Raw genomic sequence first — 16,267 nt, forward strand, 5'->3', positions numbered from 1 at the left:
CGGACCGGTGGGCCGCCCGGTGCGAGTCATCCGTGCCATCTCGATTCGCCAACGATGCCCCGAACCGGCACCCGACTCTGCGACCATGTCCTGCAGGTCGACACGTCCGGCGAGATTCGAGGGAGCGCGATGCGACAGGTTCACGCCGGCGAACGCGTCGACGGCGGCGTCTACGTGGACATCGCCGACGCGACGATCTGGCACTTCACCGCCGGCGAGTCATACGGCCCGCCGATGGTCCTGCTCCACGGGCTGTTCGCGTCGGCGTCGACGTGGGGAACGCAGATCCCCGCCTTCCTCGACGCCGGTCAGCAGGTGTTCGTACCCGAACGGCCCGGTCACGGTCACAGTCCCGACCTCCCCGGCGAGTTCCACCTCGACCGGATCGTGGCACGCACGATCGTCTATCTCGAGACCGTCGTGCGCCGGCCGGCCAATCTGGTGGGATGGGCCGACGGCGGCACCGTCGCCCTGCTCGTCGCCCGGGACCGCCCGGACCTCGTCCATCGGCTGGTGTTCGTCGGCGGATACCTGAACCGTGCCGGCCGGATGGCCGACGAGTTCATCTCCCGGGTGTCTCGCCGCGACCCGGTGACGATGGACTACCTGCGCATCTACTACGACACCACGTCACCGGACGGGCCCGAGCATTTCGAGACAGTCTTCGACAAGGCGGTCCGGATGCTCGCCGCCGAACTGGAATGCGAGGTCAGCGAATTCACCCACGTCGAGGTACCGACGCTGGTGGTGGTCGGCGATCGCGGGCTCGTCCGCCTCGAGCACGCGCTCGAGCTGTCGCGGACGCTGCCGGCGGCCCGGCTGGCCGTGATCCCGGGCACCCACATCCTGCCCGTCGAATCGCCCGAGCTGTTCAACCCGCTCGTCCTGTCGTTCCTGGCCGCCGCCCCCCCGTCGGTCTGGGAGTTCGGCTGACCCGCTCCGAAAGAACAACAAACCGCTGGTCTGTGGGGTGCACCCTCTGCTCCCTGAGGTGCGAGGAGCGATAGCGCCCTTTGCTCCCTGAGGTGTGAGGAGCGTCAGCGATTGCCCCTTTGATCCCTGAGGTGTGAGGAGCGTCAGCGATTGCCCCTTTGATCCCTGAGGTGTGAGGAGCGTTAGCGACGAGCCACGAAGGGCCTGGTGAGACACGTTGCGAAGCCCTTCGTGGCTCGCTTCGCTCGCACCTCAGGGAGCAGAGATGTGGATGCTGAGGAGTGTTCTCTCGTTGTGCACGACGGCCGCCTAGGCCGGCGAATGCACCCGGTACCACGCCTGGCGCCGCAGGGTGTCCGGGTCGGCCTCGACGTGGTCGGGGTCGTCGAGGACGAGGACCTTGCGGTCGGCGGTGGTGTAGGCGGGCCAGCCGAAACCCGGGTCGCCGGTGCGGGCGAACCCGCCCCAGCGGGTCTGGACGTTCTTGGTGACCCGGCCGGTGGCGGGCCAGTCGGCAAGGGCGAGACCGGCACCCATCGGGGCCCGGTAGGCACCGAACACGCTGAACAGCTCGGTGGCGTGCGTGGCCCCGAAGCCCGTGGCCTCGAGCACCTTCGTCTGGTAGTCGTAGCGGTACACGTAGGTCGGGGCGACGGCGCTGTGCCCGTCGGCGAAGGCGCTCATCGGTGCCCAGAAGATCGAGTCGCCGGCCAGCCGGATGCGGTCGCGGTCCCCGTCCTCGTAGTGCGAGGCGATCTCGCGCCGGACCTCCTCGTCCTCGACGCGCATCAGGGTGCGTTCGGCGTCGGGCAGGACGTTCCAGAGTTTGGCGAACAGCTTGCCCTCGTCGCGGTTGCTGCCGATCACGAGCGGCACCGGCTGCGTGAGCCCACCCGCGGCGGCGGCGAGCGGCGACCGCGGCAGCAGATCGCCGTCGACGACGGGCGCGAACGGGATCGCACCACCGGCGGTCTTGGTGGCGAATCGCATCAGCCGGTTCCCCGCCGCCAGCAGCAACGCCGGGTTGGGCGAGGTGAGCAGACGCTGGGCGTGGACCGTGTCGACCGGCGGCTCGTCCCGTTCGAGAGAGGTCGCCCGACGTTGCGGGTCGCGCAACAGCCGGACGAACTCGTCCGCGTAGATCTTCGCCGCGTCCTGCTCGACGATCAGTTCCGGGGCGGGACTCTGCGCGATGGCCTGGTGATAGAGACCGGTCGTCGACGGGGCGGACAGCAGCGAGAGCACCGACGACCCGCCGGCGCTCTCGCCGAAGATCGTGACGTTCTCCGCGTCGCCGCCGAACGCCTCGATGTTGTCCTGGACCCACTGCAGGGCCGCGATCTGGTCACGCAGTCCGACGTTGGAGTCGAACGGACGATCCTCGGTGGCGAACTGACCGAGGTCGAGGAAGCCGAACGGACCGAACCGGTACTGGATGGTGACGACGACGACGTCCTGGGCACGCGCGAGGAAGGCGCCGTCGTAGAGCGGGGTGGCGGCCGTGCCGAGGATGAACGCACCGCCGTGGATGAACACCATCACCGGTCGCGGAGTCGACGACGCGACGTCGGGCGAGTAGACGTTCAGCGTGAGGCAGTCCTCGGCCATCGGCGCGAACTTGCCCGGTGCGATGGCCGTGAACCGCTTCTCCTGGATGGCCGCCTTGGCCACCTTGGTGCAGTCGCGGACGCCGGGCCAGTCGTGGGCGGGCTCCGGTGCACGGAACCGGCGATGGGCCACCGGCGGTGCCGCGAACGGGATGCCTCGCCAGCTGATGGTCCCCTTGCGCAGCCGCTTCCCCCGGGCGCCCTCGACCACGCCGTTACGGATGGTCACCTTACTGTCGAGTAATGCCATACCCACCACCGTAGACGAAACGACGACTTCGTCTACCCGCCGCCGCACACACACCGATCGGGCGGTCCCCGCTGGTCGGCCACCACTACGATGCGCTCATGGGTTCCGGCGCGGCACGCATCGACCTCAACGCCGACCTCGGTGAAGGCATCGGCGACGACGCGGCGATGCTGGGGATCGTCACCAGCGCCAACGTGGCGTGCGGCTTTCACGCCGGCACCCCCGCGCAGTTGCTCGCCACCTGCCGGGCCGCGGTCGACGCCGGGGTCCGGATCGGCGCCCAGGTGTCCTACCCCGATCGCAGCGGCTTCGGGCGCCGGTTCATGGAGATGACGACTCCGGACCTCGTCGCCGACCTGGTGTACCAGATCGGCGCGCTCGACGCCCTCGCCCGATCGGTCGGCGGGGCCGTCACCTACGTCAAACCGCATGGCGCGCTGTACAACACCATCGTCCATCACGAGCAGCAGGCCGAGGCCGTGGTCACCGCGGTCCGCGATGTCGACGCCGGATTGGCGGTCATGGGGCTACCGGGATCGGAGGTGCTGTCACGCGCCCGACGGGCGGGACTCGACACCATCTCCGAGGCGTTCGCCGACCGCGCCTACACCCCGGAGGGCACCCTCGTGCCGCGCGGAACCGACGGCGCGGTGTTGTCGGACAGCGCCGAGATCGCGCGACGGGTGGTCGAACTCGTCACGACGGGCCGGATCGGCGCGATCGACGGAACCCTGATCGACGTCGACGCCGGATCGGTCTGCCTCCATGGCGACACCCCGGGCGCGGTCGGACACGCGCAGGCCGTGCGCGACGCACTCACCGCCGCCGGAATCGTCATCGGCGCGCCACCGGCCTGACCGGCCGGGAGGGATGCTGCCTAGCCGCGTCGCTGGCGGGCGAACTCGGCGAGGACCACACCCGCGGCGACCGAGGCGTTGAGGCTCTCGACGTCGCCGGCCATCGGAATGGACAGGATCGAGTCGCAGCTCTCGCGGACGAGGCGGGAGAGCCCCTTGCCCTCCGAACCGACCACGATCACGGTGGGGCCGCTGCCGTCGTAGTCGTCGAGGGTGACGTCACCGTCTGCATCTAGACCGACCAGTTGCGCCCCGGCGTCGGCCCAATCCTTCAATGTGCGAGTCAGATTGGTCGCGCGGGCGACCGGCAGGCGCGCCGCGGCACCGGCGCTGGTCCGCCAGGCGACGGCCGTCACGCTCGCGCTGCGTCGTGCGGGGATGACCACGCCGTGCCCGCCGAAGGCCGCGACCGAGCGGATCACCGCGCCCAGGTTGCGCGGATCGGTGATGTTGTCGAGGGCGACGAGCAGCGGCGGGGTGCCGCTGGCCTTGGCCTCCGCCATCAGGTCGTCCGGGTGGGTGTACTCGAACTCCGGCACCTGCAGCGCGATGCCCTGGTGCATTCCGTTGGTGGACAGGCGATCGAGTTCGGGTTTGCCGACCTCGAGGATGGAGATCGCCGAGTCGCCGGCGATCTTCACCGCCTCGGCGACCCGCTCGTCGGGCTCGGAGTTGGTGGCGATGTACAGCGCGGTGGCCGGCACGCCGGCGCGCAGGCATTCCACAACCGGATTGCGGCCGAGGACATACTCGGGACCTTCGTCCCGGGCCCGCGCCCCGCTGCGACCGGCCGCCGACTTCGACGCCGCCTTGGCTCGCTTGTGAGCCGGATGATACGGCCGGTCAACTGCTTTCGGTGTCGCGCCACGGGCCTCGAGGCCGCGGCGACGCTGACCACCCGAGCCGACGGTCTGCCCCTTCTTGGTGCCGTCCTTGCGAATCGCGCCTCTGCGCTTGGAGTTCCCTGCCATCACGCCTCACCCTTCAATGCCCATTGCGCACCGTCGGGGGTGTCGGTGACCTCGATACCGGCCTGCGCCAGCCGATCCCGCACCGCGTCCGCGGTCGCCCAGTCCTTGGCGACGCGCGCGTCGGCGCGTCGCTGCAATTCCGCCTGTACCAGCACGTCGAGTGCGGAGGTGGTGGCCGACTCGTCGGCGGCACCCGCCCACCGGTCGTCCAGCGGGTCGACGCCCAGAATCCCCATCATCGCGCGGACCGTGGATGCCGCCGCCAGCGCGGCGGCTCCGTCACCGGACTCCAACGCGGTGTTGCCCTGCCGAACCACGTTGTGCACGACCGCGAGTGCGGCCGGGACGCCGAGGTCGTCGTCGAGCGCGGCGGCGAATTCGGGGTCGACATCCCCGACGACCACCTCGCCCACGCGCGCGCCGACCCGGGCCACGAACGACTCGACGCGCCGATAGCCGGCGGCGGCCTCGGTGAGCGCGCCAGACGAGTACTCCAGCATCGACCGGTAGTGCGCGCTGCCGAGGTAGTAGCGGAGCTCGACCGCCCGGACCCGTTGCAGCATCGCGGGGATCGACACCACGTTGCCCAGCGACTTGCTCATCTTCTCGCCACCCATGGTGACCCAGCCGTTGTGTAACCAGTAGCGCGCGAACGCATCTCCCGCACCGTGTGCCTGCGCGATCTCGTTCTCGTGGTGAGGGAAGATGAGATCCATCCCGCCGCAGTGGATGTCGAACTCAGCGCCGAGCAGCGAGGTGGCCATCGCCGAGCACTCGAGGTGCCAGCCGGGACGGCCGGGGCCCCAGGGCGTCGGCCAGGACGGCTCGTCGGGCTTGGCCGCCTTCCACAGGGTGAAGTCGCGGGGATCGCGTTTGCCGGTCCCCGCGCTCTCGCCCTGATGCACGTCGTCGAGCCGGTGTCCGGACAGCGACCCGTACTCCGGCAGGCTCAGGACGTCGAAGTACACGTTGCCGTCGGCGACGTAGGCGTGCCCGCGGCTGATCAGTCGCTCCATGTATTCGATCATCTGGGTGACGAACCCCGTGGCCCGCGGCTCGGCCGACGGCGGCAGGACCCCCAGCGCGCGGTAGGCGTCGTCGAACGCACGCTCGTGGGTGGCCGCCCATTCCCACCACGGCCGTCCCGCGTCCGCGGCCTTCCGCAGGATCTTGTCGTCGATGTCGGTGACGTTGCGCACGAACAGCACGTCGAGGCCCTGGTGCGTCAGCCAGCGCCGCAGGATGTCGAAGGCGATGCCGCTGCGGACGTGTCCGATGTGCGGTACTCCCTGGACCGTCGCCCCGCACAGGTACACCGACGCCTGGCCTGGGTGCAGCGGCACGAAGTCGCGCACCTCTCGGGAGTCGGTGTCATACAGGCGCAGGGTCACGACCGGCAATCCTACCGGACCCTGACCTGGCCACCGACGGCCCGAGCCGCAGGTGCGCGCACCTCACGCACGCTCACCGGGGACGCCGACCGGGCCGGCCGGCTCCGCGGCGACGGCGGCGGCGGTCGCCCTCATCTCCGCGATGGTCGCGGACAGGACCGCGACCGCCCGCTCGGTGGCGGGATGTCGCACGCGGACGTGGATCCCGTCCGCATCGCGCCAGAACCACCATTGCGCGGTGTCGGTCGGTTTGGCACTGGAGACCTGTTCGGCCCGTACCCCCCGATGCGGACTCGGCAGTCGCGTGTAGTCGACGTAGGACATCATGAAGACGTCCGACCGGCGCTGACGGAGCCGGCTGCCGAAGGCGAGGTAGACCGGGGTCAGCCCGATCTCGGCCAGCGGCAGGGCGGCGGCGAGCCGGGCCGTGTTGATCTCTGCCGCCCCGAACAGATCGTCGCCGCCGGTGATCCGCAGGGGCGCGTTGCCCACCGACCAGCCCACACAGCCGGGGCCCGCGCCGGTGCCGGTGGGCACCACGGTGGCGAGCTCGTCGGGCCCGCCGAGCGACTTGACGGCCATCGCCGCGCAGGTGAGCACCGCGGGGTACGTCCGCCCGCCGTGTCGGTGGACCGCCGAACTGAACGCCCGCGCCGTATCGCCCGGCAGCAGGGTCTCGACGATCGTGCGCATCTCCACGGATTCGCCCGCCGGGACACCGAGGTCGACGGGGAACTCCGGGACCTGCCAGTCGGTCGCGGCCAGGAATCGTCCCCACTCGCCCAGTCGGGGGTCGTCGGGGGGCACCGCCGCCTCGTCGCCCGCGACCCGACGCAGCGCGTCCAGCCCGGACTCCGCGGGAGCGAGGGCCGCGCCGGCGAGCAGATCGCAGATCTCGGAGGACAGCAGCGCCATCGAGCGCGCGTCGACGTAGCAGTGGTCGAACCCGCAGACGAGGGTCGTGCTCGACGCTCTGCGGACGGCGGCCAGGAAGTGCGGCACCGGCTCGAACGGGTTGCACGTGGCGGTGATCCGTCCGGCCAGTTCGGCCGCGAACTCCGCGGGCCCGAGCCCGGCGTCGGGTTCGTGCGAGTCCTCCTTGACGTCGACGCCGCCGTGCAGCACTCGCTGGTATCCGGTGTCGGTCGCCACGTAGTGGCTGCGCAGGACGTCGTGCCGCGCGATGACGGTGGACACCACCTCGCCAAGGCGCGCGAGCTCGAGCCGCTCGGGGAAGTCGAGCGTGAGCGCGATCCAGCCGGGTTGCCCCTGCGCGATCGAGTCCAGGTGGAATCGCTCGTTCTCCGACACCGGCGCGCTCGACGACGCCGCGCAGCCGCCGGGTAGCGGAAGCCATCGGATCAGTTCCCCCGGCTCGACCTCCCAGGTCTCCGAACTCGAGAGCTTCACCGCTCGGGCCTCCCGCTCGCATAGTCGTCGAGGATGCCGCCGACACGTGCGAGGTGGTCGGCGACCGATGTGCGTGCCACGTCGTTGTCGGGGAGATGACACCGGACGACGAGGCCCGCGGGGGTCCGCGTGAACCACAGGTTGGCGTTGCGCGTGGGGCCGACGCCACTCGAGGTCTGCATCGTCGTCAGGGCCGGGTCGTCGCCGATCGGTAGTCGCGCCAGATCGGTGTAGGACACCATGTACGGGCTGCCGTCCAGGCCCCGGAAGACGCCTTCGGCGGCCAGCAACGCCAGGACCCCGTGTGCGGGCGCCGAACTCGCGCGGCGCGCGGCGCGCACGCTACGTCCGGCCGCGCGCACCACGTCGTCGAAGGGCGTCGGCTCGGCGGGGAGCTCCACTGCGATCGGGGCGAAGTTGCACAGCCAGCCCTGGGTCCACGCGGTCCCGGCGTCGCGGGTGGCGAGCACCGTGGAGACGAAGAACCGCGACTCCCCGGTGATCTCGCGGTGACGCACCGCCAGGGTGGCGTACAGGAGACCGGCGAATCCCTCGCCGGTCCGGTCCAGTCGGGCGTCGCAGCGCGCGAGCGCATCCGGATCGAGCAACCACTGCTCCACCGCGACCGCCGGGGCCGGGGCGTCGTCGGTGAGGCCCAGGTCGAGCGGGCACCGCGGTGCGCGACCGTCGTTGGCCAGCAACACCTCTCGCCACATCGCCACCCGCTCGTCGTCGGGCGGGAGCGCGGCCGCCGCGGACCGTTCGGCGAGCACGGCTTCGCCGAACGCGCCCGGCGCCGGCGGTGTGGGTGTCCTCCCCGCGCAGTGTGCACGGTAGAGCGCGGTGATCTCGGTCAGTGCGAGCACCGACGAATATCCGTCGCCGTGCGCGTGATCCGTGGCCACGAAGAAGGTGAAACCGCCGTCGTCGACGGTCGCCGCCCACCAGGACCCCGGAACCAGTTCCGCGCGAGCCTTTTCCGACGCCTGACGCCCGACCCAGGTGCCGAGATCGGCCCCGGCCACGATGACGGATTCGGTGTCGGCGACCTCGATCACGTACTCCTCGGGCGGCGCCACCCACCGCTGGGGACCGTCCGGTCCGGGGCGGTAGTGCGCGCGCAGTTCTTCGTGCCGACGCACGAAGTCGGTGAGCGCCGCGGCCATCGCACCCTCGTCGAGGACGGTGTCGAAACGCATGGCGGCGAGCAGGAATCCCGTGTGCACCTCGCCGCGACGCCGCTTGTCGCCCATCGTCGCCAGGTGGTCGGACTGCAGGAACGAGACCCCGCTCCCCCACTGCTGCGCGGCACGGCCCACTCGATCGGCTTCGCGCAGTTCCCATTCGACGGTCCGACCGCCGATCAGGTGGTCGCGCAGCGGGACCACCACCGAGCCCGGCGCACCGAACCGGGGCGTGGCGAAGACGGTCCGCACGGCGCCGGTCATCAGCTGCCGAGTGCGGCCGTCGACCCTCCGGTGTGCGCTCCGGCCGGCACGGATTCGACCGCACGGTAGGTGTACTCGCAGTCACCGTCGGCGACGATCGTCGTCAGGATCTCGCGGAACGTGGAGAGGAAGACCTCGACGGCGGCGGCGTTCTCGTCGGCGGGGAATCGCGCGGACACGTTGAGCCCGGTCGGAATCCGGTTGATCCAGAAGTAGACCTCGTCGGCGTCGCGCGTCGCGCTGCGCAGCACGCGCGCCTGGCGAGGTGTCCAGTCGGCCGCACCCTCAGCATGACGGAGGTCGATGTAGGACACCACGAAGCCGGGCGGCGTCACGTCGCCGCCGATGAGTTCGGCCACCGGCGCGAACGGGGCCGCACCCACGCTCTTGTACTGCGCGGAGGTCGCCGCCACGGCCGTCAGCGCGTCGGTGAACTTCGCCGGCTGGCCGGGCCGGATCGCGACGGGGATGATGCCGACGAACCAGCCGACGGCTTCGCCCCACTCGATGGCGTTACGGGTGTGCACCGGGCCGATGAATCGCAGATCCGCACTGCCCGACAGCGCGGCCGAGGTCATGGACAGCGCGGTGTAGATCCCCGCCGTCATCGACGATCCGGCACCCTTGCACACCGCGTCGAAGCGCTTGGTGTCCGCGGCGTCGAGCAGCCAGTGCGACAAGGTCGCCTGGAACCCGTTGTCCGGCAAGCGTTCCGACACGATGGTGCGCGGCGACCCGGCCGGCACCTCGAACCGCGGGAAACGCGGGACGGGTTCGGGCTGCACGGCGGTCGGGGTGTCGTCGAAGAAGTCCCGCCACTGACTGACCGCGACGTTGTTCGCGTCGATCTGCTCACCGAGTCGACGCTCGGCGTCGCTGAAGTCGAGGTAGCTGCCGAACTGGTGCAGCGCGTGGGGTTCACCGGTCACCTCGGCGGCGTAGAGCGCGGTGAGCTCGCGGATGGCGAACACCTGGGTGTAGGCGTCCATCACGGTGTGGTCGGCCGCGAACACGAGCAGGAACCCGGTGTCGTCACCGGTCGGCTCCACGGTCACGGCGATGCAGTGCGGCCAGCTCAGCGGCGTGACCGTGCGATTGAAGTAGTCGGTGACCAGGCCGGAGACCTCGTCGGCGGCCAGGTCCGACCCGAAGTCGCGCTCGCGGACGGTGATCGAATCGGCCGAGATGGTGATCCGGGTCAGGTCGCCCTGCGGATGCTCCGGTTCGTGGACGCGTACCGAGGTCCGGAATGCCTCGTGCCGGCGATACCACGCGATGATGGTGCGGGAGAGGGCTTCCCGGTCGAGCGGATGCTCGATCCGGAAGGCGGTGCCGATCCACTGGCTGTACCACTCCGAGCCCTCGCGGACCGCCCGGCGGGCGTGTTCGAGGTGCATGTAGGACAGCTGTCGGGAGTCCGTCTGCCACTCGGTGGCGTCGACCTGCGGCTCCCAGGCGGTGACGGTGCCGCCGGGCATCGAATAGTCGGTCAGCTCGGTGTATTCCACAACTTCCTCCGTGTTCGCCACGCGTTCGAGCACCTCGGTAGACGTCCTCAACGACACCACCGCAGACCCAGACACCACAGCCGATCGCACCAACGCGGTTAGGACGCCCTTATCAACGGTCAAGACAGTAACCCGGATCCGCCTTGATTGATAGTTTGGCGAGCAAAATGAATGGAAGGCTATGCGGTGGCAAGAGTCGGCCGACAACCCGAACTCGAACGTCCGTAGGTCCGACTAACGTGCTCGTATGGCTCTGACCCTTAGTTTTGAGGTCGCCGGAGCGCTTTTCTGCCGTAGCAATGACCGCTGGGCGCGCGGGAGTCGCCCGTTGGTCCCTGACTCGGTGTGAAAGATCTCATCGTCAGAACCCCTACCGAACCTCGGTTTCCCTCTCGTGTTTCCCGGAGAGGCGTCCGGTAGTGTGCGCGTCTTGCGGTGAAGAGTGCGGAGTCCGTACCGGCAATCACCTGACCCGATCAACCAACGGCAAGGCAAGCATGAATTTTGCATCCCTGGTCCGCCCCGACCGCACGTCGGCACCGGAGGCCGTCGACCGCCTGACCGCCGACGACGACCTGTTCGTCCGGATGGACGTCGTCCTCGGCCTCCCCGTCGTGAACCAGACACTCTGGCGGTTCCCCGGCACGGTCGACGTCGACACCATCACCGCACTCGGCCAGAAGTTGCGTTATGGGCGCCTGAGCAGGCTCGTCACCCGACACCGTGGACCGGGCCGCGCGTACTGGCGGTACACCCCGGAGGCAGGCGCGGTCTCGGTGCAGACCGAACCGGTACCGGCCGGCGACGAGGAGGCCTGGGGGCGGGCACAGGCGGACGCCCCGCTCGACTTCGAGAACGGGCCGGCGTGGCGGCTCGTCGTCGCCCGCGCGGCCGCCGACGACTCGGTGCTGGTCTCGCTGATCATCTCCCATGTCATCGCCGACGGCGGCACCGGAGCGGTCGCGGTCATCGAGGCCATCCACGGCCTCGACTACGTGCCCGGCGCCGAACCCGGCCTCGTCTCCGACGTCCGCGATGCGGCGGACCTGCTGTGGACCGCGGGCACGACCGCCGCGCGCATCTGGCGCGCGAGCCGGTCCACCCCGCCGCCCTCCCCCGTGCGGGTGACCGGCCGGCCCACACCCGACACCGACACCGACGTCGCGGGCGCCGAGACCGCGCCGAATGTCACGGTCCTGATCCCGCAGGCGGACTACACCGGGGCGGCGAAGTCCCGCGGGGGCACCGACAACAGTCTCTTCGCCGCCCTGATGGTCGGCATCCTCGAGCGCAGCGGCCGCGTGTCGGAGGGGGACGTCGTCCCGGTCTCGCTGCCGGTCTCCTCCCGCACGCTCGACGACCGGCGGGCCAACGCCAGCTCGGGCGCAACGGCTTTCGTGGAGGTCGTCCCCGGGCGCTACGACGACCTCACCGCGGTGCGCACCGCATGCAAGGACGCCTACGGCAGACTCGCCGCGAACTCGGGCGCCGTCGCGCAACGAGCCGTCGTGTTGCAGGCGCTGAGCCCGTCGATCACGCGGCGCCTGGCGTCCAAGGTGACCACACCGCTGTGCCTGGCGTCGAACGTCGGCCAGGCCCCCGACGAGTTCGCGACGCTCGGCACCGGAACCGCTGGTGCACTGTCGATCCGGGCCATCACCGCCACCGGCGACCCGGTGCGGTTGCGCGACCGCAAAGGCGGTGTCAGCGGCTGGCTCGCGATCAACGACGGCCACGTGATGTTCAGCGTCAGTTCCCTCGACCCGGTCCGCATCCCCGACGCCGCGTCCCTGCGGTCCCTCGTCGACGACGAGCTCGCCGCCTGGGGGATCTCGGGAAAGCCCTGGGGCGCATGAGGTTCGCATTCGCGGTCCACGGCAGCCGGGGTGACATCCAGCCGGCGATCGCGCTCGGCGCCGAGCTCACCCGGCGCGGACACGGGGTACGTCTGGCCGTACCGGAGGATCTGGTCGACATGACCGCCGCGACGGGTCTGCCGACCGAGGTGCTGGCACCGTCGACCGCCGAGCTCCTCGCGAGCCCACTGGTGAAAGAACGCCTCAAATCGAAGAACCCGCGCGTACGTCTGCGTGCACTCGGCGAGGTCGCCGAACACGGGCGCGCGACCTCCGAGCGCGTGATGCGCGAGCTCGCCGACTCCTCGGATCTGCTCGTGACCGGTCCGCTCGCCCAGGACCGCGGCGAGGCGATCGCACAGAGTCGTGGAATCCCGTTCGTGCCGTTGCACTTCTGTCCGCTGCGGCCCAACGCGAGCCTCGACGTCCGCTACCGCCGCTACCCCCGGCCCGTCTCGCGAGCGATGTGGCTGCTCGCCGACCGCACCTATTGGCTGACGGTGCGCGGGGCGGACCGTCGACTCCGCCACGAACTCGACCTACCGGTCGCGAAAGGCCCACTCGGAAGCCGACTCCGCGCGCGGGGCGTGCCGGAGATCCAGGCCTACGACGCCGCGCTCTTCCCCGGTCTCGACGAGGAGTGGGGCGCGCAGCGTCCGCTGGTCGGATTCCTGTTGCCCGACAAAGCGTCCCGGAGTGCGATGGCGGCCGGGAACGACGCGACGGCCGCCGCGCTGGACTGGATCGGCGGAGGCGAACCACCCGTCTATGTCGGTTTCGGCAGCATGAAGATCAGCAGCGAGCAGATCACCGCCATCGTGTCCACTCTGCTCGCCCGCGGCCTGCGCGTCATCGGGCACACCGAACACCCGCTGCCACACCACGACCGGCTGCTGCACATCGATGGGCCCGTCGACCACGAGCTCCTGTTGCCGCAGTGCGGGGGTGCCGTTCACCACGGTGGCGCCGGCACCACGGCGGCCGTGGCGCGCGCCGGGATCCCGTCGGTGGTCGCGTGGTTGAGCGCCGATCAGCCGATGTGGGCGGCCGCCCTGCGCGGAGCCGGCGCCGGAGCGGGCAATCGTCTCGCCCGGTTCGGCCCGGACGATCTGGCCCCCCTCACCGATCCCGCGGTGGCGGCGGGCGCGGCCGGTCTCGCCGCGCGTCTCACCCCGCCGGCCGAGGCCACCGGCCGGGCCTGCGACATCCTGCTGAGCTCGGGGGGTTAGCCCGCGGCGTCCAGCAGCGCGGTGGCCACCGCGGCGATCCCCTCGCCGCGGCCGGTCATGCCCAGGCCGTCGGTCGTTGTCGCCGACACCGACACCGGGCCGCCCAGCACGTCGGACAGCACCTGCTGCGCCTCCGCACGGCGCGGTCCGATCTTGGGCCGATTGCCCACCACCTGTACGGCCGCGTTCACCACGCGGAGCCCGTCGGCCTCGATGAGAGTCCGTACGTGCGAGAGCATCTGGACTCCCGAGACACCCTCCCACTCCGGGCGACCGGTGCCGAACACGGAACCCACGTCACCCAGACCCGCCGCCGACAGCACCGCATCGCACAGCGCGTGGGCGCCGACGTCGCCGTCGGAGTGGCCTTCACACCCCGGTTCGTCGGGAAAATACAGACCGACCATCCAGCACTCGGCGGACGCGTCGACGCGATGGGCATCGGTACCGATGCCGACCCTCATCGCCCACCGACCATGTCGCGCACGATACGCAGGTCCCAGGGCGTGGTGATCTTCATGGCAAGCGGGTCTCCGGGGACGAGGTGGACATCGATTCCGCATGTCTCGACGAGGCCGGCGTCGTCGGTCGCGATACCGGCGTCATCGGCGTGCGCGCGGAGGAGGGCGTCACGGGTGAAACCCTGGGGGGTCTGTACGGCGCGCAACTCCTCGCGGTCGACGGTCCGCGTCACGCGTTCGAGACCGGCCGGGCCGGGCTCGACCTGTTTGAGGGTGTCGACGACGGGAACGGCGGGGACGACCGCCTGATGCCCGGCGCGGATCGCGGCGACGACGTCGGTGAACACCCGCGCGGGGGTGAGTGGTCGCGCGGCGTCGTGCACGAGCAGGATGCCGGCGTGGCCGGCGGCGGCGATGCCGGCGCGCACCGAATCCGACCGGTGAGCGCCACCGGCGACGACGCGCACGCCGGTCAGCAACGCCGATGCCCGCTCGACGAGGTCGGCGGGCACCACGACGACCACGGTCGCCCCCAGCGAGGCGGGGATGTTGTCGACGCATCGCTCGAGGATCGTCCGTCCACCCACGTCCACGAAGGCCTTGGGCACCGGCTCACCGAGCCGGGTTCCCGACCCGGCGGCCGGGATGATGACACAGACTTCTGCGCCGGAAAGCTCCGGCGTAGGGGTCACGAAGAGTCCTGAACCAGGTGCGACCGGCGGTCAGGAAGCGGCGGCGAGAACCTCGTCCAGCATGCTGGTGGCCTTCTCGTCGTCGGTGTTCTGGGCGAGTGACAACTCGTCGACCAGAACGCGACGGGCTCGGGTCAGCATCCGCTTCTCACCGGCCGACAACCCACGATCCTGTTCGCGACGCCAGAGGTCGCGGACGATCTCGGCGACCTTGATGATGTCGCCCGAGATCAGCTTCTCCTGGTTCGCCTTGAACCGGCGCGCCCAGTTGGTCGGCTCCTCGGTGTGCGGGGCCCGCAGAACCTGGAAGACCTGATCGAGACCTTCCTGCCCGACGACGTCGCGAACGCCCACGTACTCGAGCTTCGTCGAGGGAATCTGAACGGTCATGTCACCGTCGGCAACCTTGAGAACAAGGTATTCGATCTGCTCACCCTTGATGGTCCGGGTCACGATGTCTTCGACCCGGGCAGCACCGTGATGGGGGTAAACGACGGTGTCGCCAACTTTGAAATTCAATGTTCCTTGCCCCTTTCGAGTGAAGCCAGTCTAGCACGGGCGTTCCGAGGCACCCACCCAACGGTGCAGGTCAACGCGGTGAACAGGTTTCATGACAGGCTCTTGCGAGGTCGCGAGGGGTGCGCGGTGAGGGTGCGCTACCCCACCGGAGCTCCCCGTCGGCCTGGCGCGGGGTACGCCCCACCACGGTGTCGACCGGGCTCCCCGGCACCGCCCGCCGACCCCTGGGACGACGTGGGCACGACCACCCGGCGACCGCTGCGGGGCCGTGGCGCCGGCGACGGCGACAGACCAATCGGGTACCCGGCCGGACTTTTCCGCACCGCGCCCACTACGCTGCGTAGTGCAGGGTTTCGCGCGCTGCATGTCGGCTTCGTTTGACCTGGGAGGATCGGGTGTCAGTGCTATCACTTTCCGCGCGGCGGTCGGCGGTTCGGCCATCTCGCATGGTGACCGCGGTTGCCGCGATCGGCATCGCCGTCGCCCTCGGCACCACCGGCTGCGGTGCGGGTCAGATCTCGCAGACCGCCAATCAGCTGCCCGCGATCAACGGCGCGAACGTCAACTACGACGAACTCGAGCTCCGCGACGTGCAGATCCTCTACCCCGAGAACGACGCATCGACGGTCTTCGGCGACGGCGGACCGTTCGAGCTGGCGTTCGTCATCGCCAACTCCGATCCGCTTGTCTACTACCGCCTCAAGGGGATCAACCCCGAGGAGGGGCAGGTCACCTTCATCGAGGGCGCTGAGGCCGATGACCGCGTCATCCCGCCCAACGGGGCGCTGCGCGGCGGCACCCCGGTCGGCGCCAACGCCGAGTTCGAGAAGCGCCTCAGCGTCGAGCTCGACAACACCGGTGACACGGTCGCGGCGGGTCTGACGACCGAGCTGACGTTCGTGTTCGAGAAGCGCGAGGCCGACGGCCGCTGGGTCGATGCCGGCCAGACCACCGTCGACGCCCCGGTCGACGGCGGCGCCGAGCTCGAGCGCCAGGACGTGGCACGTAACGCCGAGCCGACCTTCTACAACTAGCATCACGGCGACGAGGGCCACGGCGAAGAGGGCTCCGGGGCCGGCACCGGCGAACACGGCGCCGACGGCGAGGGTCACGGCGAAGGCGGCCACTGACCACC

At 70.3% G+C, this 16,267-nt stretch carries 13 protein-coding genes and 1 pseudogene; 5 read left to right on the plus strand and 9 right to left on the minus strand.

The window, feature by feature from the left end; all coding sequences use genetic code 11:
* Positions 1-129: 129 nt before the first annotated feature.
* Positions 130-933 (plus strand): alpha/beta fold hydrolase, encoded by an 804-nt coding sequence (locus M4D77_RS08855; RefSeq protein WP_259936031.1) that lies wholly within the window; start codon positions 130-132, stop codon positions 931-933.
* Between the two features lie 309 nt (positions 934-1,242).
* On the opposite strand, the gene M4D77_RS08860 is transcribed toward M4D77_RS08855, so the two are convergent.
* Positions 1,243-2,790 carry a carboxylesterase/lipase family protein gene (locus tag M4D77_RS08860; protein WP_259936032.1) on the minus strand — a complete coding sequence of 516 codons (1,548 nt, stop codon included), beginning with the start codon at positions 2,788-2,790 and terminating at the stop codon, positions 1,243-1,245.
* 98 nt (positions 2,791-2,888) lie between these two features.
* Between M4D77_RS08860 and M4D77_RS08865 the strand changes: the two genes are divergently transcribed.
* Positions 2,889-3,647, plus strand: coding sequence for a LamB/YcsF family protein (locus M4D77_RS08865; protein ID WP_055475217.1), 759 nt, complete (start codon positions 2,889-2,891; stop codon positions 3,645-3,647).
* Positions 3,648-3,667: 20 nt separating this feature from the next.
* On the opposite strand, the gene rlmB is transcribed toward M4D77_RS08865, so the two are convergent.
* The 5 genes from rlmB to M4D77_RS08890 form a co-directional block, all read right to left on the minus strand.
* Positions 3,668-4,618 (minus strand): 23S rRNA (guanosine(2251)-2'-O)-methyltransferase RlmB, encoded by a 951-nt coding sequence (rlmB, locus tag M4D77_RS08870; RefSeq protein ID WP_055475218.1) that lies wholly within the window; start codon positions 4,616-4,618, stop codon positions 3,668-3,670.
* Positions 4,618-6,009, minus strand: coding sequence for a cysteine--tRNA ligase (gene cysS / locus M4D77_RS08875; RefSeq protein ID WP_259936033.1), 1,392 nt, complete (start codon positions 6,007-6,009; stop codon positions 4,618-4,620). The genes rlmB and cysS overlap by 1 nt, the downstream gene beginning before the upstream one ends.
* A 63-nt stretch (positions 6,010-6,072) precedes the next feature.
* On the minus strand, positions 6,073-7,419 hold the full coding sequence (locus M4D77_RS08880; protein ID WP_055475220.1) for a condensation protein: 1,347 nt from the start codon (positions 7,417-7,419) through the stop codon (positions 6,073-6,075).
* Entirely contained in the window at positions 7,416-8,867 is a 1,452-nt protein-coding gene (locus M4D77_RS08885) for an acyltransferase (RefSeq protein ID WP_259936034.1), read from the minus strand. Before M4D77_RS08885 ends, M4D77_RS08880 begins: the two co-directional genes overlap by 4 nt.
* Entirely contained in the window at positions 8,867-10,375 is a 1,509-nt protein-coding gene (locus tag M4D77_RS08890) for a condensation domain-containing protein (RefSeq protein ID WP_055475266.1), read from the minus strand. The genes M4D77_RS08885 and M4D77_RS08890 overlap by 1 nt, the downstream gene beginning before the upstream one ends.
* Positions 10,376-10,872: 497 nt before the next feature.
* On the opposite strand from M4D77_RS08890, the gene M4D77_RS08895 reads away from it, so the two are divergent.
* Together M4D77_RS08895 and M4D77_RS08900 are read left to right on the plus strand one after the other, a co-directional pair.
* Positions 10,873-12,231, plus strand: a complete 1,359-nt coding sequence (locus M4D77_RS08895; protein WP_055475223.1) for a hypothetical protein — start codon at positions 10,873-10,875, stop codon at positions 12,229-12,231.
* A complete protein-coding gene (locus M4D77_RS08900; RefSeq protein ID WP_055475224.1) occupies positions 12,228-13,460 on the plus strand; it encodes a nucleotide disphospho-sugar-binding domain-containing protein in 1,233 nt (410 codons plus the stop codon). The genes M4D77_RS08895 and M4D77_RS08900 overlap by 4 nt, the downstream gene beginning before the upstream one ends.
* Here M4D77_RS08900 and ispF read toward each other — a convergent pair.
* From ispF to M4D77_RS08915, 3 genes are read right to left on the minus strand one after another with little or no spacing between them, the layout of a single operon-like run.
* Positions 13,457-13,924 carry a 2-C-methyl-D-erythritol 2,4-cyclodiphosphate synthase gene (ispF, locus tag M4D77_RS08905; protein WP_055475225.1) on the minus strand — a complete coding sequence of 156 codons (468 nt, stop codon included), beginning with the start codon at positions 13,922-13,924 and terminating at the stop codon, positions 13,457-13,459. The genes M4D77_RS08900 and ispF overlap by 4 nt on opposite strands.
* Complete coding sequence (gene ispD / locus M4D77_RS08910) at positions 13,921-14,613, minus strand: 2-C-methyl-D-erythritol 4-phosphate cytidylyltransferase (RefSeq protein ID WP_055475226.1); 693 nt, start codon at positions 14,611-14,613, stop codon at positions 13,921-13,923. The genes ispF and ispD overlap by 4 nt, the downstream gene beginning before the upstream one ends.
* 30 nt (positions 14,614-14,643) lie before the next feature.
* Positions 14,644-15,132, minus strand: a complete 489-nt coding sequence (locus M4D77_RS08915; RefSeq protein ID WP_004020903.1) for a CarD family transcriptional regulator — start codon at positions 15,130-15,132, stop codon at positions 14,644-14,646.
* A gap of 446 nt (positions 15,133-15,578) precedes the next feature.
* On the opposite strand from M4D77_RS08915, the pseudogene M4D77_RS08920 reads away from it, so the two are divergent.
* Positions 15,579-16,262, plus strand: a pseudogene (locus tag M4D77_RS08920) (hypothetical protein).
* Positions 16,263-16,267 lie beyond the last annotated feature (5 nt).

Origin of the sequence: Gordonia sp. p3-SID1431, assembly GCF_025143765.1 — a bacterium.
Lineage (GTDB): Bacteria > Actinomycetota > Actinomycetes > Mycobacteriales > Mycobacteriaceae > Gordonia > Gordonia hongkongensis.